At 64.5% G+C, this 23,724-nt stretch carries 20 protein-coding genes; 15 read left to right on the top strand and 5 right to left on the bottom strand.

Annotated features, from left to right (window positions below):
* The first annotated feature begins 11 nt into the window (after positions 1-11).
* The 15 genes from FJ959_RS24670 to FJ959_RS24600 all read left to right on the top strand — a co-directional run bounded on the left by FJ959_RS24670 (position 12) and on the right by FJ959_RS24600 (position 18,013).
* Complete coding sequence (locus tag FJ959_RS24670; RefSeq protein WP_140496168.1) at positions 12-1,256, top strand: sugar ABC transporter substrate-binding protein; 1,245 nt, start codon at positions 12-14, stop codon at positions 1,254-1,256.
* 23 nt (positions 1,257-1,279) lie between these two features.
* Complete coding sequence (locus tag FJ959_RS24665) at positions 1,280-2,200, top strand: sugar ABC transporter permease (RefSeq protein ID WP_140496454.1); 921 nt, start codon at positions 1,280-1,282, stop codon at positions 2,198-2,200.
* Positions 2,197-3,039: a carbohydrate ABC transporter permease gene (locus FJ959_RS24660; RefSeq protein WP_140556658.1), complete on the top strand. Its 843-nt coding sequence runs from the start codon at positions 2,197-2,199 to the stop codon at positions 3,037-3,039. The genes FJ959_RS24665 and FJ959_RS24660 overlap by 4 nt, the downstream gene beginning before the upstream one ends.
* A gap of 8 nt (positions 3,040-3,047) precedes the next feature.
* The gene (locus tag FJ959_RS24655) at positions 3,048-4,073 is read left to right on the top strand and encodes an ABC transporter ATP-binding protein (RefSeq protein ID WP_140632623.1); all 1,026 of its coding nucleotides are present in this window, start codon (positions 3,048-3,050) and stop codon (positions 4,071-4,073) included.
* A gap of 124 nt (positions 4,074-4,197) precedes the next feature.
* Positions 4,198-5,661, top strand: a complete 1,464-nt coding sequence (locus FJ959_RS24650) for a phosphatidylserine/phosphatidylglycerophosphate/cardiolipin synthase family protein (RefSeq protein WP_140632620.1) — start codon at positions 4,198-4,200, stop codon at positions 5,659-5,661.
* Positions 5,662-5,768: 107 nt separating this feature from the next.
* Entirely contained in the window at positions 5,769-6,569 is an 801-nt protein-coding gene (locus tag FJ959_RS24645) for an endonuclease/exonuclease/phosphatase family protein (protein WP_140549708.1), read from the top strand.
* A 112-nt stretch (positions 6,570-6,681) separates the two neighbouring features.
* Positions 6,682-7,014 (top strand): hypothetical protein, encoded by a 333-nt coding sequence (locus tag FJ959_RS24640; RefSeq protein ID WP_140496173.1) that lies wholly within the window; start codon positions 6,682-6,684, stop codon positions 7,012-7,014.
* Between the two features lie 125 nt (positions 7,015-7,139).
* Entirely contained in the window at positions 7,140-7,742 is a 603-nt protein-coding gene (locus tag FJ959_RS24635) for an ANTAR domain-containing response regulator (RefSeq protein WP_140496174.1), read from the top strand.
* Positions 7,743-7,744: 2 nt separating this feature from the next.
* A complete protein-coding gene (locus FJ959_RS24630) occupies positions 7,745-8,971 on the top strand; it encodes a CmpA/NrtA family ABC transporter substrate-binding protein (protein ID WP_181167297.1) in 1,227 nt (408 codons plus the stop codon).
* A 210-nt stretch (positions 8,972-9,181) separates the two neighbouring features.
* Positions 9,182-9,502, top strand: a complete 321-nt coding sequence (locus FJ959_RS24625) for a hypothetical protein (RefSeq protein ID WP_140496176.1) — start codon at positions 9,182-9,184, stop codon at positions 9,500-9,502.
* Positions 9,503-9,570: 68 nt separating this feature from the next.
* Positions 9,571-10,872: a nitrate/nitrite transporter gene (locus FJ959_RS24620; protein ID WP_140496177.1), complete on the top strand. Its 1,302-nt coding sequence runs from the start codon at positions 9,571-9,573 to the stop codon at positions 10,870-10,872.
* 20 nt (positions 10,873-10,892) lie between these two features.
* Positions 10,893-13,343, top strand: a complete 2,451-nt coding sequence (gene nirB, locus FJ959_RS24615; protein WP_140632617.1) for a nitrite reductase large subunit NirB — start codon at positions 10,893-10,895, stop codon at positions 13,341-13,343.
* Positions 13,344-13,551: 208 nt separating this feature from the next.
* Positions 13,552-13,881, top strand: a complete 330-nt coding sequence (gene nirD / locus FJ959_RS24610; RefSeq protein ID WP_140522291.1) for a nitrite reductase small subunit NirD — start codon at positions 13,552-13,554, stop codon at positions 13,879-13,881.
* Positions 13,882-13,884: 3 nt separating this feature from the next.
* Entirely contained in the window at positions 13,885-16,776 is a 2,892-nt protein-coding gene (locus FJ959_RS24605; RefSeq protein WP_140632614.1) for a nitrate reductase, read from the top strand.
* A gap of 382 nt (positions 16,777-17,158) precedes the next feature.
* Positions 17,159-18,013 (top strand): hypothetical protein, encoded by an 855-nt coding sequence (locus tag FJ959_RS24600; RefSeq protein ID WP_140632611.1) that lies wholly within the window; start codon positions 17,159-17,161, stop codon positions 18,011-18,013.
* A gap of 187 nt (positions 18,014-18,200) precedes the next feature.
* On the opposite strand, the gene FJ959_RS24595 is transcribed toward FJ959_RS24600, so the two are convergent.
* The 5 genes from FJ959_RS24595 to FJ959_RS24575 form a co-directional block, all read right to left on the bottom strand.
* On the bottom strand, positions 18,201-19,715 hold the full coding sequence (locus tag FJ959_RS24595) for an aldehyde dehydrogenase family protein (protein WP_140632608.1): 1,515 nt from the start codon (positions 19,713-19,715) through the stop codon (positions 18,201-18,203).
* 171 nt (positions 19,716-19,886) lie between these two features.
* Positions 19,887-21,149 carry an RNA polymerase sigma factor gene (locus tag FJ959_RS24590; protein WP_140632605.1) on the bottom strand — a complete coding sequence of 421 codons (1,263 nt, stop codon included), beginning with the start codon at positions 21,147-21,149 and terminating at the stop codon, positions 19,887-19,889.
* Complete coding sequence (locus tag FJ959_RS24585; RefSeq protein ID WP_140496184.1) at positions 21,146-21,520, bottom strand: YciI family protein; 375 nt, start codon at positions 21,518-21,520, stop codon at positions 21,146-21,148. The genes FJ959_RS24590 and FJ959_RS24585 overlap by 4 nt, the downstream gene beginning before the upstream one ends.
* Before the next feature lie 84 nt (positions 21,521-21,604).
* On the bottom strand, positions 21,605-22,708 hold the full coding sequence (locus FJ959_RS24580) for a DNA topoisomerase IB (protein WP_140632602.1): 1,104 nt from the start codon (positions 22,706-22,708) through the stop codon (positions 21,605-21,607).
* 130 nt (positions 22,709-22,838) lie between these two features.
* On the bottom strand, positions 22,839-23,723 hold the full coding sequence (locus FJ959_RS24575; protein ID WP_140632599.1) for a transglutaminase family protein: 885 nt from the start codon (positions 23,721-23,723) through the stop codon (positions 22,839-22,841).
* Position 23,724 lies beyond the last annotated feature (1 nt).

The raw sequence follows: 23,724 nt of genomic DNA, 5'->3' as shown, positions 1-23,724 counted from the left end.
GGGAGGAAACCATGAAGACCGCAATCAAGCTTGCACTATCGACCTTGGCGCTGTGCGCCCTGTCGGCGCACTCGCTGGCCCAGGAACTCCGAGTGACCGTGTGGACGGGCAGCGAGGCCCACCTCAAGATGCTGAACGGCATCGCCCAGGGCTTCATCGCCAAGCATCCGGGCGTCACGGTGAAATTCGAGACCGTTCCGGTCGCCGACTACACGCAGAAGCTCACTTTCCAGGTCGCCGGGGGCAACGCCCCCGACATCGCCTGGATGATGGAGGATGCCGCACCCGCCTTCGAGAACGCCGGGCTGCTGATGGACATCGGCCCGACGCTCAAGGCGACCGAGGGATACAATTTCGACGATTTCTCCCAGCCCGCCATGGCGCTCTGGCAGAAGGACGGCAAGGTCTACGGCGTGCCCTTCTCCACCTCGCCTTTCCTGATCTACTACAACAAGGACATGTTCGACAAAGCAGGTGTCGAAGATCCCAACCAGCTCGCCGCGAAGGGCGAGTGGAACATGCAGAAATTCCAGGAGGTCGCCAAGAAGATCACCGAGGCCAATCCCGGCAAATGGGGCTTCGAATTCAAGGATGGCGAAGGTTACGCATCGCGTATGACGCACGCCTTGCTGCCGCCCGTGCGCGCTTACGGCGGTGATCTGTGGGCCGACGGCCAGTGCGGCCTCGACAAGCCTGAAGCGGTGGCTGCCATCAAGCAGCTCCATGATATGGTGTTCAAGGACAGGTCGATCGTGCCGCCGGGAGAGCAGGGCGACTACTTCTCCGGCAATTCGGCGATGACCGTGAACCAGATCTCGCGAGCCTCGAAGATGCCCGAGGCAGGCTTCAAATGGGGCATCGCCCCCTTGCCTTCGGGACCCGCCGGCGAAGCTCCGGTCATCGGCCAGGCCGCGCTGACAGTCTTTGCGTCCGGCAAGAACAAGGAGCTTGCCGCGCAACTGGTGGCCGACATGACCAGCAAGGACAATGTGGCTGTCATGGCCCAGTTCTTTCCGCCGGCCCGCAAGAGCGTCCTAGAGAGCGACGCCTTCGTCAACTCCAACAAGCTGATCCCGCCCGAGCAGATGAAAAGCGTCGCCGCAGCGATCGTCAACGGCCGCGTTCACCCTTCGCATGAGCATGTGCCGCAGATATTCGCCGCGATGGCGCCGCGCGTCGACGCGCTGTGGCGGGCCGACGCCAATGTCGAAGAGGCGCTGAAGGGCGTCTGCGCCGCCATTCAGCCATTGCTCTGACAGGATTTCGGTTCATGGCCGGCATGGCATCCCGGGACAATGCGGCGCGCCCTGCCAGCGCGCCGTGGCTGAGCTTGAAGGCCAGGGAGATGCTGGAGGCATGGCTGTTCGTCAGCCCGACCTTGATCGGCTTCCTGGTCTTCTTCCTTGGGCCGCTGGTCGCCATCTTCTATTATTCGACGACCGAGTGGAACCTGCTCAGCCAGCAGGCGACCTTCGTCGGGCTTCGCAATTTCCAGAATGCGCTGCTGGAGAACCCCGACTTCTGGCATGTCGTGCGCAATTCCGTGATCTTCGCGCTGGGGCTCGTTCCCCTGAACATGGCGCTGGCGCTCTCCCTCGCGCTGGCGCTTTCGCGGCCGTTCTTCGGTGTCGTCTTCTTTCGCACGGTCTTCTTCGCGCCGGTGGTCACATCGGCAATCGCCTGGGCCATCGTCTGGAAATTCATGCTGCAGGGCGAAGGCGGCGCCGTGAACCAGATGCTCGCCTGGATCGGCATCGATGGCCCGAATTGGTTGCGCGAGCCCAACTGGGCGATGGCGGCCGTCATCGTCACCCGAGTCATCAAGATGGTCGGCCTCAACATGATCCTCTACATCGCCGCGCTCCAATCGATACCGCGCGACTACGAGGAGGCAGCGGCGCTGGAAGGCGCCTCGCGCTGGCAGGTCTTTCGCATGATCACCTGGCCGCTGCTCGCGCCGACGACGCTGGTCATCATGGTTCTGACGACGATCGGCTCGTTCAAGGTGTTCGACCACATCTACCAGATGACCGGCGGCGGCCCGGAAAACGGCACCCTGGTGCTGGCCTTCTACATCTATCAGCAAGGCTTCAAATTCTTCAACGTCGGCTACGCGGCCGCGCTGGCCCTGATCATGTTCGTCATCGTGATGGCGCTCACCCTCGTGCAGGTGATGTTGCGGCGGAAGGAGATGGAGTGACCCAGCGCCGGACCGAGATTCTCTATCGCATCTGCTGGACCATGGCGCTGCTGCTTTTGGCCGTGCCCTTCGTGTTCCCGTTCCTGTGGATGATTTCCGGCGGCTTCAAGAGCACCACCGAAATCTTCGGCGCGCCGACCTTGATTCCCCGCGTCTGGCGCTTCGAGAACTTCGCGGAAGTGTTCACCTATCAGCCCTTCGCGCGGCAGTATTTAAACTCGCTCTACATCGCCGCGACGGTGACGGTGCTGACCCTGTCCATCGCCTCGCTCGCGGGCTACGCGCTGGCGCGCATCCGCTTTGCCGGCGCCGGGCTGTTGATGCTGTTCCTGGTGATGGCGCTGATGGTGCCGGAAGAGGTCACCATCATCCCTAACTTCTTCCTGATCCGCGCCATGGGCCTGATCGACACGCACTGGCCGCTCATCCTTCTGCCGGTCTTCGGCCCGCAGGGCGTGGTGGCGACCTTCCTGATGCGTCAGTTCTTCCTGGCGCTGCCCAGGGAACTCGAAGAAGCCGGCAAGATGGATGGCCTGTCGCGGTTCGGAGTCTGGTTGAAGATCGCCCTGCCCATGGCGCGGCCGGCGCTCGCCGCGGTTGCTATCATCACCTTCCTGCATTCGTGGAACCTCTTCCTCGAGCCGCTGATCTTCCTCAGTTCGCTCGAAAAATTCACGCTGCCGCTGGCGCTGTCCAACTTCAACGACAGCTACGGCCTGCCCTTGTGGAATCTGCAATTGGCGGCGACCAGCCTGGCCGTGGTTCCCATCCTCATCATCTATCTGATCGCCCAGCGCCAGATCATCGAGAGCTTCGCCCTCTCCGGCGTCAAGGGATAAGGGGAGTCATGACAAAGCTTCTGCTCAAGGACATCCGCAAGCGGTTCGGAACGGTCGAGGTCATCCGTGGCGTCGATCTCGAGATCGAGGATGGCGAGTTCGTGGTCTTCGTCGGCCCGTCGGGATGCGGGAAGTCGACGCTGTTGCGGCTGATCTCCGGCCTCGAGCATCTCAGCGAGGGCGAACTCCACATTGGCGGCCGTCTGGTCAATGAGGTTCCGGCGGCCAGGCGCGGCGTGGCCATGGTGTTCCAGTCCTACGCGCTCTACCCTCACCTGACCGTCCGCGACAATATGGGCTTCGGCCTCAAGGTCCGCAAAGTGCCGGCCGGCGAGCGCGCCCGGCGCGTCTCGGAGGCCGCCGCGACGCTGAAGCTCGAGCCGTTGCTCGACCGTTTCCCGCGTCAGCTGTCGGGCGGGCAGCGCCAGCGCGTGGCCATCGGCCGCGCCATCGTCGCCAATCCCGACGTCTTCCTTTTCGACGAACCGCTTTCGAACCTCGACGCCGAACTGCGTGTGCACATGCGCTCCGAGATCGCCGCGCTCCACCAGCGCCTGTCGACGACGATGATCTACGTGACCCACGATCAGATCGAGGCCATGACGCTTGCCGACAAGATCGTGGTTTTGCGCGACGGAAAGATCGAACAGGTCGGCTCACCGCGCGAGCTCTACGACAGCCCCCGAACCATTTTCGTCGCCCAGTTCATCGGCAGCCCGAAGATGAACATCCTGCCGCTCGCCGATGGACGGCCAATCACCCACGGGGTGACCGTGCCCGCGGCGGCCGTCTCGGTCGGCGTTCGGCCCGAGCACCTGTCGCTGGCCCAGCCTTCGTCCGCCACGCTGCGCGGCAAGGTAAAGCTTGCCGAATACACTGGCGCCGTCACGCTCATCCACGTGGAATTGAACGCGGGCCAGACATGCCTTGTCATCCACAATCAGGGGACGGCGCCCGAGATTGGCGCCGAGATCGGCCTGAACGCAGCCCCCGCGCACCTGCATTTCTTCGACGGCGAAGGGCGCGCGGTCTGACGCGATCATGAATGGCCGCCAGCGCGTAGCCGGCGTGCGGACGCGATAACCCGCGGAAGCATGGGAACGCGGCGAATGACCGGCCGCATTGCCTTCTGTATCCGCTCGCTGGATAGTTCCAGCCATGCTGCAGAGCCTGGCGACTCACTGGCCTCAAATCCTGGCGACCATCTCGGTGGTGATCGCGAGCGTTGGCATTGCCCATGCCGTCATGACCAAGGAGGACGTCCGGGCCGCCACCGGCTGGGTCGGCGTGATGGTGCTGTCGCCGATCCTGGGGGTGCTGATCTATGCCGTGGCCGGCATCAACCGCATCCGTCGCGCCTCGATCAGCGCACAGCGCTCGCTTGCCGGCGATCTGGCGTCCGCCAGGCACGACCGCGACATTGCCGCCGAGGAGGCCCTGATCATCGAACGATACGGGCCGCGCTTCATCGGCCTCAGGACGCTGGGCGACAGGGTCGCGCGGCGCGCGCTTCATCCGGGAAACGCCATCACGGTCCTGGAAACAGGCGACGAAGCCTATACCGCGATGTGCGCGGCCATCGACGGCGCCGAACGCAGCGTCCTGCTCGAAACCTATATTTTCGACAATGACCCCGTCGGCCTGCTCTTCGTGGAATCCCTTGCCCGGGCGGTCCGCCGCGGCGTCAGCGTGCGCGTGTTGATCGACGCCGTAGGCGCCCGCTATTCCGTGCCCAGCATATTGGGCCACCTGCGCGGCGCCGACATCACCGCCGGGCTCTTCAACGGCAACATCGTCATGGGCCTGCACCTGCCCTATGCCAATCTGAGGACCCACCGGAAGATCCTGGTGGTCGACGGCACGGTTGCCTTTACCGGCGGCATGAACATTCGCAAGGGCTTTTCCGCCGAGTTTGCCGGCTCCAACAGTTCCAGGGACACGCATTTTCGCGTGACCGGTCCAGTGGTAGCCGACCTCTTTTCGGTTGCCGCCGAAGATTGGCGTTTCGCCAGCAACGAGGCGCTGAAGGGCGATGCCTGGCGAATTGCCCCGCTGTCGCCGGCGCCCGCCACGCCCATGCTGGTGCGGGCGGTCGCGTCCGGCCCGGACGCCAGCGTCGAGACCAATCACAAGCTGCTGATCGGCGCCTTCTCCGTCGCGCGCAAATCGATCCGCCTCATGTCGCCCTATTTCCTGCCGGACCGCGAACTGATCAGCGCCCTGACGACCGCGGCAAGACGCGGTGTCGAAATCGATATCGTGGTGCCGGCGGTGAACAATCTTTTCCTTGTCGACCGTGCGATGACGGCGCAATTCGACCAGGTTCTGAAGCACTATTGCCGCGTCTGGCGCACGGAAGGACCTTTCGACCATTCGAAGCTGCTTTCGATCGATGGCGCATGGGCCTATATCGGGTCTTCCAACCTTGACGCCAGGTCGCTACGGCTCAATTTCGAGATCGACCTGGAGGTACTCGACGCCGGCTTCGCCAGCGAGGTCGAAAAGCGGATCGCGGCGGCGATCGAGACGGCCGTCCCTGTCACGCTGGAAGCATTGCGGGCGCGGCCATTCGTCATCCGTCTGTTCGATCGCATCCTGTGGCTGGGCTCGCCCTATCTTTAACAAAAGGACGTGTTTGCCAGATAGCTTGAAATCGATGATGGAACAGATGCCGAAAGGTTCTATTTTTTGAGGTGCATGGTGCAAGCAGCAGGAATGGCGGGCAAACGATGCGGGTGAACGGGCGCAGCCTGCCGGCAAGCATGCTTTTGTCCATTCGCGACAAGCGGATGCGGAAGGCCAATGCCACGTCGACCAACAAGGCGGACGCCACCGGAACGCTGGTCGCCTCCTACAATGTCCACAAATGCATCGGCGTCGACCGCAAGTTCGATCCCGAGCGCACCAGTCGCGTCATCCGCGAGATCGACCCGGATGTCATCGCCCTGCAGGAAGCGGACAATCGTTTCGGCGACCGGACCGGACTTCTCGACCTGTCCCGGCTCGAACTGGAAACCGGCCTGGTGCCGGTGCCGATTTCGGCAACCGGCAAGGGCCATGGCTGGCACGGCAACGTCTTGCTTTTCAAAAAGGGCGTCGTGCGCGACGTGCATCAGATCAGGCTTCCCGGGCTGGAACCGCGTGGCGCTCTGGTGGCAGAAATCGACCTCGACGGAAGCCAGTCCCTGCGCGTCATCGCGGCGCATTTGGGCCTGCTGCGCCGTTCGCGGTCGCAGCAGGCACAGGTCGTACTGGATATCATGAACAGCCCCGACGAGAAGCCGACGCTGCTGCTCGGCGACCTCAACGAATGGCGCCTCGGAAACCGCTCCGCGCTGAACACGCTGCATCTGACGTTTGGACCGTTGCCTCCGGCTGTTCCCACCTTCCCCTCGAACCTGCCCCTGCTGGCGCTCGACCGCATCATGGCCAACCGGCACGGAATGATCGCGGCCGTCGAAGCGCATGACACGCCGCTGTCGCGGGTCGCCTCCGACCATCTGCCGCTGACCGCCTTTGTCCGCCTGTAGCCACGCGCCGATAACGCCTTGATGTCGACCGCGTTGGAAAGCGTGTAGGGCGGTATCGGAACGGCGGCTCCTTTTGCGAGTTGATATGGCTTGGACAACAGGAGGACGAGACATGAGAAGCTTTTTCCTGGCCTCGATGATGGCGTTGGCCGCTTCGGCTTCCGTCATTGCGCCGACGCAGGCCGCGAGCGTCACCATCCAGTCCGGCGACGAGCCCCAGTATTCGCCCGACGACGACTATGACAATGGCGAGGTCGTCGTGCGCCGCCATCACGATCGCCAGCGTTATATCGACAATCGCTATAACGACGACGAGGACAGCGATGTTCGTTACAGCGACCGCGAATACCGCCGCTACCATCGTCACCACCGCTGCCACATCGAGTTGGTGAAACACTGGCGCCACCATCACAGGGTGATCGAAGAGGTTCGTGTCTGCACCTGACCCGAGGATCGCTGAAGTGCATCTGCGTGGCCTGATTGCAATGCGGTAAGCTGCGGCCACGCCCCTTCTGCTGCACTGGCTATGCCGCATTGCACAATTCCGCGACCTTGCCCACAATGCGGGGCATGGTCCTATCCTCCCTAGCCGTCCTGGTGATCGACGAAAACCGTATCCGCGCCTCGATCATCGAGGCGGGACTGCGCGAGGCCGGCCATCAGCGGGTGACCGTCGTCCATGACGTGGCGGGCATTGCGCGCCGCATCGCCGAGATCGAACCCGACGTGATTGTCATCGACCTCGAAAATCCCAACCGCGACATGCTGGAGAACATGTTCCAGCTGTCGCGCGCGGTGAAGCGCCCGATCGCCATGTTCGTCGACCGTTCCGACCAGGCCTCTATCGAGGCCGCGGTCGATGCCGGCGTGTCCGCCTATGTCGTCGATGGCCTCAGGCAGGAACGCGTGAAGCCGATCCTCGACATGGCCGTCAGCCGCTTCAACGCCTTTTCTCGCATGGCACGCGAACTGGAGGAAGCGCGCAGCGAACTCGAGAACCGCAAGGTCATCGACCGCGCCAAGGGAATATTGATGAAATCGCGGGGTCTGAGCGAAGACGCGGCCTACACGCTGCTGCGCAAGACGGCGATGAACCAGAACCGCAAGATCAGCGACATCGCCCATAGCCTGGTGACGACAGCCGGGCTGCTCGGGCCGCTGGAGGATGAATGAGCATGACAGCTGCGCATCAGATCACCGCCGGCTTCATGCCCCTGTTCGACAGCGCCGTGCTGGTCGCGGCCGGCGAAATGGGCTTTGCCGCGCGCGAAGGCGTCGATCTCGTCCTCCACCGCGAAACCTCCTGGGCCAACATCCGCGACCGCATCGCCATTGGCCATTTCGACCTTGCCCATATGCTTGGGCCGATGCCGCTCGCCTGCAACCTCGGGCTCACGCCGCTGGCATCCGAGACGATCGTGCCCTTTTCGCTCGGCCTCGGCGGCAATTGCGTCACCATCTCCAACGCCGTCTGGGAAGGCATGGCGGCGCACGGCGCCGTATCGGATCTCGATCCGGCCCGCGCCGGCGCGGCGCTCGGCGCGTTTATCCGCGAACGCGCGGCGGCCGGCCGCGACCCGCTACGCTTCGCCGTCGTGCATCCGCATTCCGGGCACAATTACGAACTGCGCTATTGGCTCGCCGCCTGCGGCATCGACCCCGACGGTGAGATCGAGATCGTCATCGTGCCGCCGCCCTTCATGGCCGACGCGCTGGCCGCCGGCCGCATCGACGGCTATTGCGTCGGCGAACCCTGGAACAGTGCGTCCGTCGCGGCCGGCACCGGCCACATCGTCACCGTCAAGGCGCTTTTGTGGCGCAACAGTCCCGAAAAGGTGATCGGTGCGCGCAAGGCCTGGGCCGAAGCGCAGCCGGAGGCGCTGGCGGCGCTGCTCAGGGCACTGCACCACTCCGCCCGCTGGTGCCAGGACCCGGCCAATCGAGGCGAACTGGCGGCGCTGATGGCGCAGCCCGGCCTCCTTGGCCAGTCCGCCGAAATCCAGATGCCGGTCCTGACCGGACATCTCCGCCTCGGCAGCGGCGCCGAGCGGAACGTCGAGGACTTCTTCGTTCCGTTCGACAAGGCGGCGAACTTTCCCTGGAAGAGCCATGCGCTGTGGTTCTACACCCAGATGGTGCGCTGGGGCGATATCGCGCACACGCCTGAAAACCTCGCCGTCGCCCGCGACTGCTACCGGCCCGACCTCTATCGGGCGGCGCTGAAGCCACTCGGCGTAGCGCTGCCGGGCGCCAATGCCAAGGTCGAGGGGGCGTTGAAGATCGCAACGCCCGTCGGCTCGGCCGGGGCAAGCCTGGTGCTCGGCCCCGACGGTTTCTTCGACGGCCGCATCTTCGATCCGGACCAGATCGACGCTTATATCGGGGCGCAGCGGCAAGGGTGATCATTTCCGCGCCATTCTTGTGCATTGCACAAAATTTATGCGGACTGATCGCATAGCTGACCAATGTTTGGCCTTGTCACCTGGTGGCCGGATCTGCCCGTGAATCGGCTATTCAGCTGAATTCATTCGAAATTCCTTTCTAAGGCGAGACTGGCACGGTTCCTGCATTGAAATAACCGGACCCTTAGTGGGTCACGGAACAGGCGTCCAATGGCGGGCGCCCACAGGCAAAGCTGCCGCTCAGGTCAAGACGCGATCCGGATTCCCGGACGCGAAGACCTGGCCGGCGGCTTTTTTGTTTGGCCGAACACGCAATCGACGGTGCTGGTCCCAGGCAGCGCCCAACCGGAGACGACGATGACGAAACGGATCGGAACTGGAACAACCCTCAAGGATTTCACGCGCCGCGATTTTGTCGCCAGCAGCGCGCTGGCGGCGGCGCTGTTCGTCGCAGCGAAGATGCTGTTCCCGGTTGGCGCCGTGGCCGAGGGCAAAGGTGCCCAAGTGAACGCGCCAAGCTCGCCGCGCTGATGCCGCGCCGCTGACCATCGATCAAGAAAACACGCGCGGTGCTTCTCCATCGCAAACCGGAGCCTGACATGACCGCAATCCTCCCAGCCGCGCCCAGCCAGGACAATGCCCCCCGGCAGGCGCTCGTGATGTCCACCATCGCGTTCACAGTCTGCTTTGCGGTGTGGACGATCTTTTCCATCATCGGCGTGCGCATAAAGCAGGAACTTGGGCTGAACGAGACGGAGTTCGGCCTGCTCGTCGGCACGCCGATCCTCACCGGCTCCCTCGTGCGCATGGTGCTCGGCGTCTGGACCGACCGCTATGGCGGACGGCTGGTTTACACCGCCACCATGCTCGCTGCGGCGGTAGCGACCTTCCTGCTCGCTTTTGCGCACACTTACGGACAGATGCTGATCGCTGCACTCGGCGTCGGGCTTGCCGGCGGCTCCTTCGCCGTTGGCGTCGCCTATGTCTCGCGCTTCTTCCCGGCGGGCAGGCAGGGCACGGCGCTCGGCATCTTCGGTGTCGGCAATGTCGGCGCCGCTGTCACCAAATTCCTGGCGCCTTTCGTGCTTCTCGCCTGGGGCTGGCAATCGGTCGCGCTGATCTGGGCGGCAGCACTCGTCATCATGGCCGCCATCTTCTGGTTCACGACCGGCGACGATCCCGTGATTCGCGAGCGCCGCGCCGGCAAGACCACGCCTGCGAGGAGCTTCTGGCAGGAATTCGCGCCGCTGAAGAACCCGCAGGTCTGGCGCTTCGCCTTCTATTACTTCTTCTCCTTCGGTGCGTTCGTGGCGCTGTCGCTGTGGCTGCCGCGCTACCTGATCGGCGTTTACGGCTTCGGGCTGGCGACCGCCGGCATGATCGGCGCGGCTTATTCGATTCCCGCGAGCATCTTCCGCGCCTATGGCGGAGTGCTTTCCGACCGCGTCGGCGCTCGTACCGTACTCTACTGGACCTTCTCCGTTTGTGCCGTCGCGACCTTGGTGCTGTCTCTCCCCTCGGCAGACTATGTGGTGCGCGGCATCAGCGGGCCGATCGCCTTCCATTTCGAGATCGGCCCGCTCGCCTTCATCGCCGTCGCCTGCGTGCTCGGCTTCTTCATGAGCCTCGGCAAGGCCGCCGTCTACAAACATATCCCGGCTTACTATCCGCAGAGCGTCGGGGCCGTTGGCGGCGTCGTGGGCATGATCGGCGGCCTTGGCGGCTTCATCCTGCCGATCGCCTTTGGCGCGCTGAACGATCTCACCGGCGTCTGGTCGAGTTGCTTCATGCTGCTCTTCGTCCTCGTCGTCGCCTGCTTTGCCTGGATGCATGTCAGCGTCAGGCGGATGGGGCGGGCCGCATCAACCAAGGCGTCGACCCTTTCCTATGCTGCAGAGTGACACCGGAGCGGATTAGGAACATGACCCAAAAACTCGTCATCATCGGCAACGGCATGGCCCCCGGGCGCATGCTGGAGCACCTGCTGGAACAGGCGCCGGACCGCTACAGCGTCACCATCTTCAACGCCGAACCGCGCGTCAATTACGACCGCATCATGCTGTCGCCGGTCCTCTCGGGCGAGAAGGCCTACGAAGAAATCATCATCCATGGCGACGGCTGGTACATCGCCAACAACATCACCCTCTACAAGGGCCACAAGATCGTCGCCATCGACCGCGCAGCGAAGACCGTCACGTCGGACCACGGCGTCACCGAACCCTACGATAAGCTTGTCATCGCCACCGGCTCGGTGCCGTTCATCATCCCGGTGCCCGGCCACAACCTGCCCGGCGTTCTCACCTATCGCGACCTCGACGACGTCCAGGCGATGATGCTCGCGGCCCAGTCGCGCGCCAAGGCTGTGGTCATCGGCGGCGGACTGCTCGGACTGGAAGCAGCAGCGGGCCTCAACGCGCAAGGCATGGACGTCACCGTGCTGCATGTCATGCCGACGCTGATGGAGCGCCAGCTCGATCCGGCGGCAGGCTATCTGTTACAGCGCGCCGTCGAGCAGCGCGGGATCAAGGTTGTCACCAAGGCCAATACAAAGGCGATCACGGGCAACGGCAAGGTCGAGCAGGTCGAACTCGTCGACGGCACCGTCATCCCCGCGACGCTGGTGGTGATGGCCGTCGGTATCCGGCCGAACGCAGCGCTGGCGAAGGAGGCGGGCATCGCCGTCAACAGAGGCATCGTCGTCGATGCCGGCATGCGCAGCAACGACCCGGACATCTACGCGCTCGGCGAATGCGCCGAGGTGAACGGCCAGATCTATGGGCTGGTCGCCCCCCTATACGAGATGGCCCGCGTCGCCGCCCGCCAGCTCGCCGGCGACGAGGCGGCCGGTTTTGTCCACATGGACACGCCGACCAAGCTCAAGGTCACCGGCATCGACCTGTTCTCGCTCGGCGACTTCGCAGAGGGCGAGGACCGCCAGGAGATCGTGCTGCGCGACGCGGCGGCCGGCGTCTACAAGCGCCTCGTGCTCAAGGACGACCGCATCATCGGCACCGTGCTCTACGGCGAGACCGCGGACGGCGCCTGGTTCAACGACCTCAAGAAGAAGCAAACAGACATATCGCAAATGCGCGATACGTTGATCTTCGGCCAGTCCTACCAGGGGGGTGCCCCACTGGACCCTATGGCGGCCGTTGCAGCCTTGCCGGATGATGCGGAAATCTGCGGCTGCAACGGCGTCTGCAAGGGCAAGATCACGGGCGCGATCGCGGCCAAGGGGCTGACTTCGCTCGACGACGTGCGCGCGCACACCAAGGCGTCGGCTTCCTGCGGCTCCTGCACCGGGCTGGTCGAAAAACTGATGGTGCTGACCATCGGCGACAAGTACAACCCGGCCGCCGTACAGCCCATGTGCTCCTGCACGACGCTCGGCCATGACGAGGTGCGCCGGCTGATCAAGGCCAAGGCGCTGAAGACCATTCCCGCGATCATGCAGGAACTGGAATGGAAAACCTCCTGCGGCTGCGCCAAATGCCGGCCGGCACTCAACTATTATCTCGTCTGCGACTGGCCGGACGAATACGCGGACGACTACCAGTCACGCTTCATCAACGAGCGCGTCCACGCCAACATCCAGAAGGACGGCACCTATTCGGTGGTGCCGCGCATGTGGGGCGGCGTCACCAATGCCGCCGAACTGCGCGCCATCGCCGATGTCGTCGATAAGTTCGAGATCCCCATGGTGAAGGTCACCGGCGGCCAGCGCATCGACATGCTGGGCATCCGCAAGGAAGACCTGCCGGCGGTGTGGGCCGACCTCGGCCAGGCCGGCTTCGTCTCCGGCCATGCCTATGCCAAGGGCCTGCGCACGGTGAAGACCTGTGTCGGCTCCGACTGGTGCCGCTTCGGCACGCAGGATTCCACCGGCCTCGGCATCCGCATCGAGAAATTCATGTGGGGCTCGTGGACGCCGGCCAAGGTCAAGATGGCGGTGTCGGGTTGTCCGAGGAACTGCGCCGAGGCGACCTGCAAAGACGTCGGCGTCATCTGCGTCGACAGTGGCTACGAGATCCATTTCGCGGGTGCGGCAGGCCTCGACATCAAAGGCACCGAAGTGCTTGGCCTGGTCAAGACCGAGGACGAAGCGCTGGAGCATATCGTGGCGCTGACGCAGATGTACCGCGAGCAGGCCCGCTATCTCGAACGCATCTACAAATGGGCCAAGCGCGTCGGCATCGCCGAGATCAAGCGCCAGATCATGGACGATGGCGACAAGCGCAAGGCCTTCTACGACCGCTTCGTCTTTTCCCAGAAATTCGCCCAGGTCGATCCGTGGTCGGAACGCGTGTCAGGCAAGGACAAGCACGAGTTCCGGCCGATGGCCTCGGTCGGGTTCGCGGAGGCGGCGGAGTGATGGAGATGTTCGCGCGAGCCACCCTCTGTCCCGCCGGCCATCTCCCCCTCAAGGGGGGAGATTGGATGCCACAACGGCCTTTGCCAATCGCCAACTTCGCAGAACGGACGCCATCAGCAAAACTGCCGATCTCCCCCCTTGAGGGGGAGATGTCCGGCAGGACAGAGGGGGGCGCCTGGGCGCATTCGTATCAAGTAAAGGCGACCCAATGACCTGGACACCGATCGGCTCCCTGTCCGACATCCCCCGCCGGGGCGCGCGCTGTGTTGCCACGCCGCAGGGCAAGATCGCTATCTTCCGCACCGCCGAGGACCAGGTCTTCGCCATCGACGATCATTGCCCGCACAGAGGCGGGCCGCTGAGCCAGGGCATCGTGCATGGCGCGGCGGTCACCTGCCCCCTGCACAATTGGGTCATCTCGCTGGAGACCGGCAAGGCGCTCGGCGCCGACGAGGGCGCGGTGCGCACCATTCCGGTGAAGATCGAGGGCGAGCGTTTGTTCATCGCGCTGGAAGCGCTGGCAAGCCGCGCGGCCTGACCCATGCAGATTGGCGAAGCACGCGAGGTGAGGACCACTTGCCCCTATTGCGGGGTAGGCTGCGGCGTGCTGGCGAAGGTCGCCGCAGACGGACAGGTGTCGGTCCGCGGCGACCCCGACCATCCCGCGAATCTCGGCCGGCTCTGCTCCAAGGGCTCTGCTCTTGCCGAGACCATAGGTCTTGACGGCAGGCTGCTCCATCCTGAGATCCACGGCCGCCGCGCCTCCTGGGACGAGGCACTCGATCTTGTCGCGTCGACCTTCTCGCAAACCATTGCCGAACATGGGCCGAATGCGGTCGCCTTATATGTCTCCGGCCAGTTGCTGACCGAGGACTATTATCTCGCCAACAAATTGATGAAGGGGTTCATCGGCTCGGCCAATATCGACACCAATTCGCGCCTCTGCATGGCCTCCTCGGTCGCCGGCCATCGCCGCGCCTTCGGCTCCGACACGGTGCCCGGAACCTACGAGGATCTGGAGCTTGCCGATCTCATCGTGCTGGTCGGCTCGAATCTCGCCTGGTGCCATCCCGTGCTCTACCAGCGCATAGCTGCCGCGCGTGAGAAGCGCTCGGAGATGAAAATCGTGCTGGTGGACCCGCGCCGCACCATGACATCCGATATCGCCGACATGCACCTGGCGATCGCGCCCGATGGCGACGTCGCCCTGTTCACCGGCCTGCTCGCTTGGCTCGGCCAGCACAATGCGCTCGACCGCGCCTACATCACCGCGCACACGACCGGCTTCGGACAAGCCCTTTTCGCCGCCTCGGCACTCGACCTTGCCGGCATCGCTGCCGCCACGGGCCTGAGCGAGGACGAGCTCGCCCGCTTCTACGGCCTGTTCGCCGCGACCGCCAAGACCGTCACGGTCTATAGCCAAGGCGTCAACCAGTCGTCGTCTGGCACCGACAAGGTCAACGCCATCATCAACTGCCACCTCGCCACCGGTCGCATCGGCAGGCCCGGCGCCGGGCCGTTCTCGGTCACCGGCCAGCCCAACGCCATGGGCGGACGCGAGGTCGGCGGCATGGCCAACATGCTGGCCGCGCATATGGAGATTGAAAATTCGGGGCATCGCGAACGCGTGAAGCGCTTCTGGAATGCACCTGACATCGCGCAAAAGCCCGGCCTGAAAGCGGTCGACATGTTCCGGGCGGTCGCCGACGGGCGGATCAAGGCGCTGTGGATCCTCGCCACCAATCCTGTCGATTCGATGCCCGATGCCGACGCCGTCGAAGCAGCGATCAAGGCCTGCCCGTTTGTGGTGGTGTCGGACGTGCAGGCCGACACAGACACGGTGCGCCATGCCCATGTCCGGCTGCCGGCCACCGCCTGGGGCGAGAAGGACGGCACCGTTACCAATTCCGAGCGCCGCATCTCGCGCCAGCGCCCGTTCCTGGCGGCACCTGGCGAGGCCCGGCCGGATTGGTGGATCATTACGGAAGTGGCGCGGCGGATGGGTTTTGCCGAAGCGTTCGCGCATGCGTCCCCGGCGGAGGTTTTTGGCGAGCATGCCGCGCTGTCGGGATTTGAAAACGACGGTGGGCGCGATTTCGACATTGGGGTTTATGCCGGCCTCGATGGGGAGGAATACGACGCGCTGGCGCCTTTCCAATGGCCAGCACCGAGCCCGGCCACCCCCCTCTGGCCTGCCGGCCATCTCCCCCTCAAGCGGGGAGATTGGATGCCACGACGGCCTTCGCCAATCGCCGATATCTCAGGACGAGCGCCGTCGACAAAACTGCCGATCTCCCCCCTAGAGGGGGAGATGTCCGGCAGGACAGAGGGGGGCGCCTGGGCTCGACATCTCTCGGAGGGGAACGTTCAAGCTGAGCCCCAACCGGAGAACGATAAAGCAGGGCCACCGAACACCCGCTTCTTCGCCGACGGCAATTTCTACACGCCCGACCGCAAGGCGCGCTTCATCGCCGTCCGCCCTGTCACGGAAACCCGCACGGACGAGAAATTCCCCCTCATCCTCAACACCGGCCGTGTCCGCGACCATTGGCACACCATGACACGCACCGGCAAAAGCCCGCGTCTGTCGCAGCACATGGCCGAACCCTTCGTCGACATTCATCCCGACGACGCCGCGCGATACGGCATCGGCGATGCCGACATCGCGCGCGTTTCCAGCCCGCGCGGCGCCGTGCTCGTGCGCGCGCTGATCACGTCCCGCCAGCGCCGGGGCAGCATCTTCGCGCCGATGCACTGGACGGACCAGTTCACCGCCAAGGGCCGGCTCGACACGCTCACCGCGCCGCTCACCGACCCGGTTTCCGGCCAGCCGGCACTGAAGCACGTCGCGGTGCACATCGAGAAATTCGCCGCGATGGCGTTCGGCTTCGCCGTGACCCGACAAAGGCCCGAAGCGGTCGCCGGCGACTATTGGGCCGTGGCCCGCTGCAGGGATGGCTGGCGGGTCGAGCTCGCCTTTGCAGACGACAAAATCGACTGGACGACTTTTGCCCAATCCCTGTTCGGCGCCTCGACCGATGCCGAAATACTCGCCTATCACGACCGCGATGCCGGCCAGCATCGCATCGCCGCCTTCGATGGCGTACAGCTCGCGGGCGCCCTGTTCGTCGCTCCCGGCCCGGTCGCCGTGTCGCGCGGATGGGCAACGCAGCAGCTCGAAGAGGCCCATGCCAGCCAACGCGAGCGCTTCCGCATCGTCGCCGGCCGCGCCGGTGCCGAACGGCGCGATGCCGGCGCGACCGTCTGCTCCTGTTTCAACGTCGGGATCAACCAGATCACGGCGGCGGTGGCTTCCGGCTGCACGAACGTGGAAGCCATCGGCGCCGCGCTGAAGGCAGGCACCAATTGCGGCTCCTGCCGCTCTGAGATCCGCGCCATCATCCAGGCACATCGCGTTCAGGCGGCCGAGTAGGCGGCAGAACCCGCCATCGGCGGCCTCCCGATGCGTATGCGCCGGCGGACCCCGCGTCAGCCCATCATAGCCGGGCGGCAGGACGACACCCGGGGCGTAGCTGCGGTTGTCCAGATCGCTAAGCGCGCCGTACTTGCCGCCGTGTGGGTTGCCGCCGACGTCTCGCCGCCATCATTGGCTACAGAACTGGACTTTAGTCCGAGCTGTCTCATCTGGACACAAAAGCGCAAGGCTGAAAATGTCTTAATGCATGTCGCCCAAAAGTAACCTCGGTTTTGGGAGGACGACATGCACGGAAAAAGCCAAAAGCGCGTCGCATGAATCCGCTTCGACGCGACCCGCTCTTGGAGCGCAGTAAGCTTGGCCAACCAGAAGGAGGCGGATGCTGGACATCGAGGACATAGCCGCTCATCCGGATCTGCACCGCCACGTCCAGGAGCAGTCGCTGGCGCTGATCCACATCTACGAAGCCAGCCCGCGGCTTGCTTCCATATTCGCCACGCAGCAGCGCTGGCTGATGGGCCATGTCGGCCTTGCCATGCATTTCAGGCGCGACCCGGGCGACCGTCGCACCGCGTTGACGGTGTCGCGCTTCATCGAGTTCGTGCATCAGCACAAGGTCGCCAGCCGCAACACCGCCGACGCTTTCATCAAGGAGATGCTGAATTACCGCATCGCCGAATACGTCGCGGGCGGAGACGGGCGCACCCACCCGTTGCAGCCGACAGCGGACACGGTGCGGACATTCACCGGATGGGTGCACGCACATCTAAGCACCCTTGACCGACTCGACGGCGCGGACCGGCTGGCGAAATACCTGGAGCGGCCCGATATGCTCGCCGCCCTGCAGCCCCTCGTGGCCGACGGCCTGCTTTCGTCCAAACCGGTGCGCGAACCCAACCAGACCTTTTCCCTGTTCATCTGGCTCAACAATGGCGGCATCGTCATGGATCGGCTCATGTCCGGCATCGACCCCGACCATGCCGGCCTAGATCGGATTCCGACCAGCGTGGTCTCGGTGGCGGAATTCGCCAGTTGGCTCAAACTGTCGCGCACCCACCTCGCCCGAAAACTACGCGATGCCGAGGCGCTCGGCAGCATCGGCTGGCTGGGCCAGCGCGGCAATTCCGTGATGTGGGTCTCGCACCGCTTCTTTCAGGAATACATGACCGTCCAGGCCGCCAAGCTGGCCATCGTGGATGCCGCCTTCGCAGCATGCTTTTCCACCGACCTCTGAGAGACTCGCCGCTGCCCAGGCTATGAAGGCGGTCCGTGCCGCTGCGTATCCTCGAAACAAAAAAGCCGCCTCGGCGGCGGGACGTCAGCACCATACGAAGAATGACAGCATAACTGCCCTCAGCAGTGAACCTCAGGCCGCAGAACGGCCCGGGTGCGCAAGGTCACCCGAGCCGGAACCCGCAATGTCACTCGATGTCGAAGGAGACACCCTGGGCGAGCGGCAGCGCCTTGGAATAGTTCACCGTGTTGGTGGCGCGGCGCATATAGGCTTTCCACGCATCGGAGCCGCTCTCGCGGCCGCCGCCGGTTTCCTTTTCACCACCGAAGGCGCCGCCGATCTCGGCGCCCGACGTGCCGATATTGACATTGGCGATGCCGCAGTCCGAGCCGTCGACGCCGAGAAAGCGCTCGGACTCCTGCAGGTCGCGGGTGAAGATCGACGACGACAGCCCCGCTCCCACCGCATTGTGCTCGTCAAGCACGGCGTCGAAATCGGAATACTTCATCACATAGAGGATCGGCGCGAACGTCTCTTCGGTCACCGGCGACACTTGGCTGGGCATTTCGACTAGCGCCGGATGCACGTAGTAGGCGTCCGGATGGCCATTCTCGACCCGCGTGCCGCCGGTCACCTTGCCGCCGTGGGCGGACGCTTCCTGCAGCGCCTTCTGCATGGCTTCGTAGGCTGCCCTGTCGATCAGCGGCCCAACGAGCGCCGACGTCTCCAGCGGATTGCCGACAGAGACGCTCTGATAGGCCTTCTTCAGCCGCGGTACCAAGGCGTCGTAGACGCTGTCATGCACGAACAGGCGCCTCAGGGTCGTGCAGCGCTGGCCCGCCGTGCCCATCGCGCCAAAGGCAATCGCGCGCAACGCCATGTCGAGATCGGCGGTCGGGCAGACGATGCCGGCATTGTTGCCGCCGAGCTCCAGCACCGCGCGTGCAAAACGCTTGGCCAGGCGCGGGCCGACGTCGCGGCCCATGCGGGTCGAGCCGGTGGCGGAGACCAGCGGCACCTTGGGATGATCCACCAGAATCTCGCCGACGGCGCGGTCGCCGATCAGCACCGACGCGAGCCCTTCCGGCGCATCAGTGCCGAAGCGCTTGACGGCGCGCTTGAAGATCGCCTCGCAGGCAAGCGCCGTCAGCGGCGTTTTTTCGGAAGGCTTCCATACCACCGCGTCGCCGCAGACCAGCGCGAGCGCCGCATTCCACGACCACACCGCGACTGGGAAGTTGAAGGCGGAGATGACGCCGACCACGCCGAGCGGATGCCAGGTTTCCATCATGCGGTGTCCTGGGCGCTCGGTGGCGATGGTCAGTCCGTACAATTGCCTGGAAAGACCGACGGCGAAGTCGCAGATGTCGATCATCTCCTGCACTTCGCCGAGCCCTTCCGAGGGGATCTTGCCGACCTCGATCGACACCAGCCGGCCAAGTTCGGCCTTGTGCGCGCGCAATTCCTCGCCGAGCAGCCGCACCAGCTCGCCGCGCTTCGGGCCCGGTACCAGCCGCCAGGCCTGAAACGCCTTGTGCGCGGCATCGATGGTCCTGGCCGCATCGGTCGGCGAGATCGTGCTCAATGCCGCGATCTGCTCGCCCGTGACCGGGCTGCGCACGATCAGGTCGCCGCCGACAAGCGCCTCCTTGGCAACACCCAGTTTCGCCAGCAGCTCGGCGGTTTCCTTCGCTATCGTCATGTCTGTCCCTTTCAGATCCCGCCATTCATGTGGCGTGGTCAAAGCATTGCGCCGTGCATTCCCTATGCGGTCAGGCGCAGGGTGGCGCTGTCTTGGCGTGCCAATAGCGGTTTCAGGAAAAAATCGCCACCCCGGCATGGTCCAAGCTCGGGCCAGACCATTGAACCAGGGTCAGCTTGCGGTGCGCGCTGCGCTGTCCTTCATCAGCCGGTCGATGTGCATGCGTATATGGGCCGCTTCCGCCGCGGTGTTGGCAAGCGCGATGGCGCGATCGAAGGCGACCCGCGCCTCCTCGCCCCGGTCGAGTTGCATCAAAAGCCCGCCCTTGAGGCCGAAGAAGTGGAAATAGCCGGAAAGCCTCTGCTCCAGCGGCTCGATTATGGCGAGCGCGGCCTCCGGTCCGCTCACCTTGGAAACCGCGACCGCACGGTTGAGGGTGACGACGGGCGACGGCTGCATCTGTTCGAGCAGGCCGTAAAGCAGGTCGATCTCCACCCAGTCCGTGTCCTCGGCCTTTTCAGCCCGAGCATGCAGCGCGGCAATCGCCGCCTGCACCTGGTAAGGGCCGGGCTTTCGGTGGCGCAGTGCCTTGTCGACCAGCGCCAGCCCTTCATCGATCATCTTGCGGCTCCACAGGCTGCGGTCCTGATCCTCGAGCAGAACGATCTCTCCGTCCGCATCGAAGCGGGCCGGTGCGCGCGCATGCTGGAGCAGCAGCAGCGCCGTCAGCCCCATGATCTCCGGCTCGGTCTGGAACAGCCTGAGCAGCAGCCGGGCCAGCCGGATCGCCTCCTCGCACAGCGGCGCGCGGGCCGGCGCCTCGCCGCTGTTGGTCGAATAGCCCTCGTTGAAGATCAGGTAGACCATGGCCGCGACCGCGGCGAGCCGCTCCGAGCGCTCCACCGCGCCCGGCGTCTCGAACGGCACGCCGGCGTCGGCGATACGTGCCTTGGCGCGAGTGATGCGCTGCTCCATGGCGCTTTCGCCGACCAGGAAGGCGCGTGCGATCTGCTTGACCGTGAGACCCGAGACGATGCGCAGCGCCACCGCGATCTGCTGCGTTGCCGGCAGGTCGGGATGGCAGCAGATGAATAGCAGCCGCAATATGTCGTCGCGGTAGTGCGCGCCATCGAGCCGCTCGGCGATGTCGCTCTCTGCGTCCTCGAGATCAGATATCTGGTCCTCTTCCGGCATCGGCGCCTGCTTGGCGCGCTTGCGCACCGCGTCGATGCCGCTGTTGCGTCCGACGAAGATCAGCCAGGCCGCCGGATCGCGCGGCGGACCGTTCTGCGGCCAGTTCTTCAGCGCCCTGAGGCAAGCGTCCTGGAAAGCTTCCTCCGCCGTATCGAGGTCGCGGAAATAGCGCAGCAGCGCACCCATCGCCTGCGGGCGGGCGGCGCTGATCGCTGAGCTGATCCAGGCAAGTTCGGTCATACGGCGACCCTAGTGGGATTGAAGATGGATACCGGCCGGATTTCGTAGGAGCCGCCGCTCGGATTGACCTCGGAAAGTTCGCGTGCGAACTCCACCGCCTCGTCGAGATCGGCGCATTCGAGCGTGTAGAAGCCGAGGAACTGTTCCTTGGTCTCGGCGAACGGCCCGTCGATGACGATCGATTCGCCCTTGACCTTCCTCAGCGTCGTCGCCGCCGTCGTCGGCAAAAGCCGCGCCACCGGGCCAAGCCGGCCGGCGTCCGCGTATTTCTGCTGGACATCGAGAATGTTGGCCATGACCTTGTCGTCCTGTTCCTTGCTCCAGGAGCAGACGACGTCTTCGGAAGCATAGCACAAGATCGCGTAGAGCATGGTTTGTCCTCTTCTGTGTCAAAGGACGAAACACTAGGACCGATCCCGACACGGCGTCGATAAAAAAATCGAGGCGCCGCGGATTCAGCGGCCGCTGGTTGCCGCGGGTCCGCTTTCGTGCGTCTTCAGCCATCGCAGCACGAGCGCTTCCTCGTCATCGAGACCGTCTATCGACCGTTTGCGCTTGTTGGCTTCCGCCATTTCGGCAAGCAGCCGTCCCTGCAGCCATGCTTCGAAGACTTGCGGATGGATATAGCATTGGCGGCAGACGGCGCGCGTGTTGCCCAGCCGCTCGGCGACCCTGTCGATGACGCTGTTCATCGCCCGTTTCTGCTGTGCCTGGCTGTCGGGCAGCACCGTTTGCGCGAACAGCGACGCGGCGTGAATGGTGCCGCCCCATGTACGGAAATGTTTCGAGCTGAATGCATCCCCGATGGCCTCGCGGATGTAGCGGTTGACGTCCTCGGAGCGCACCGGGTGTCTGTTGCCGTCCTCGTCGAGATACTGGAACAGCTTTTGGCCCGGCAGGTCCTGCGCGCCGCGCACGATTCGCGCGATGCGGCGATCGACCAGCTTCAATTTCCATTCCTTGCCCGATTTGCCCTTGAAGGCGAACCGCAGGCTCGATCCCTTGATGTCGACATGGCGGTCCCGCAGCGTCGTCAGGCCGAAGCTCTTGTTGTCGCGGGCGTAAGCGGCGTTGCCGACTCGGATCATGGTGTTGTCGAGCAGCCAGACGATCGCGGCGACGACGCGTTCGAGCGGCAGGCCATGGCGGCGCAGGTCGCTGTCCATCCTACGCCGAAGCTCCGGCAGGCTTTCGGCGAAAGCGACAAGGCTCGAATATTTGGCGCTGTCGCGTTCCTCGGCCCAACGCGGATGGTAGCGATATTGCTTGCGCCCGCGCTGATCCCTGCCGGTTGCCTGGATATGGCCGTCCGCCTCGGGCGAGATCCACACATCCGTCCAGGCCGGCGGGATAACGATCGCCTCGATGCGCGCTCGGGTGGCATCCGAGACCGGCCTTCCGTCAGGTCCCCTGTAGGAAAATCCCTTGCCCGCTTTCAGTCGGCGGATACCGGGCTCGGTATCGCTGACATAGATCAGTGCGGCATCCTCGGCAGAGATCTGAGCGCCGTTCTTTGGTGCGGCCTCGCCGTCGATAGTCAATCCGGATTTCTGCAGCATGCTGGCCCCACGGAAACACCCGTAGATAAGCCTCTGGGCCGAGCACTGGTTCCATTCCTGTCCGAAAAGTCGGCGGCCACCCACGCCGGGGCGGAACCCTGCAAGGCGCTTTGCGCAAGCAGGCCAGACGTCAGGTCTTCTCCAGCACCACCGGAATAACATCGACGGCTTGCTCTCCGACCTGTCCGCCGGTGGTCTTGAGAACGCCGACGATCGGCGCGACATCCGAATAGTCACGGCCATAGCCGACGGTGATGTGATCGTTGGAGGCCCGCATGCCGTTGGTCGGGTCGAACTCCTGCCAGCCGGCATCGCGCCCGCACCACACCTTGACCCATGCATGCATGGCGTCGGCGCCCTCCAGCCTGGCCTTGCCCTTGGGCGGAATGGTGCGCAGGAAGCCGCTGACATAGCCGGCCGGTATGCCAAGCCCGCGCAGGCCGGCGATCATGATATGCGAGAAATCCTGGCACACCCCGCGCTTCAGCCGGAATGCGTCGCCAGCCAGGGTCCGCACGGTTGTCGCCTCGCCATCATAGGTGAAATCGCGGTGGATGCGATTGCAGAGGTTCATCGCCGTACCGGCGGCCGAGCCGCCGACGCTATCGCGCGCATAGGCGGTGATCGCCGCATCGATGCCGGCGTGACCGCTGGGGGCCAGGAAATGGTGCGGTGTATCCGGTGCCAGCGAGCGCACGGCGGCGAGCTCCTGACGCAGCCGGCTAAGGTCGGGCGACACGTCGAGCCCGGGCTCGGGCCGCGACACCGCCACGCGCGCGCTCATCCTGATGTCGAGTGCGTCATGCGCGTCGCGGAAGGCGATCGAGGTGATGTTGTTGCCGAAGAAATCGGAAAAATCCGAGCGTTCGTAGGGCGCCGGCGCGAAGGACAGCGACGCAGCGACGACGCGCTGCACGCCCTCGATGGTCGGCGGCAGTACGCGCACCTGGTGACGGCCGCCGCCGGCGACGGCGGCGTAATCGTAGTGAAGGTGAAGCCTGATGTCGTAGAGCATG

Source organism: Mesorhizobium sp. B2-2-4 (genome assembly GCF_006442375.1).
Lineage (GTDB): Bacteria > Pseudomonadota > Alphaproteobacteria > Rhizobiales > Rhizobiaceae > Mesorhizobium.
This window is presented reverse-complemented; position numbering and strand designations above follow the sequence as displayed.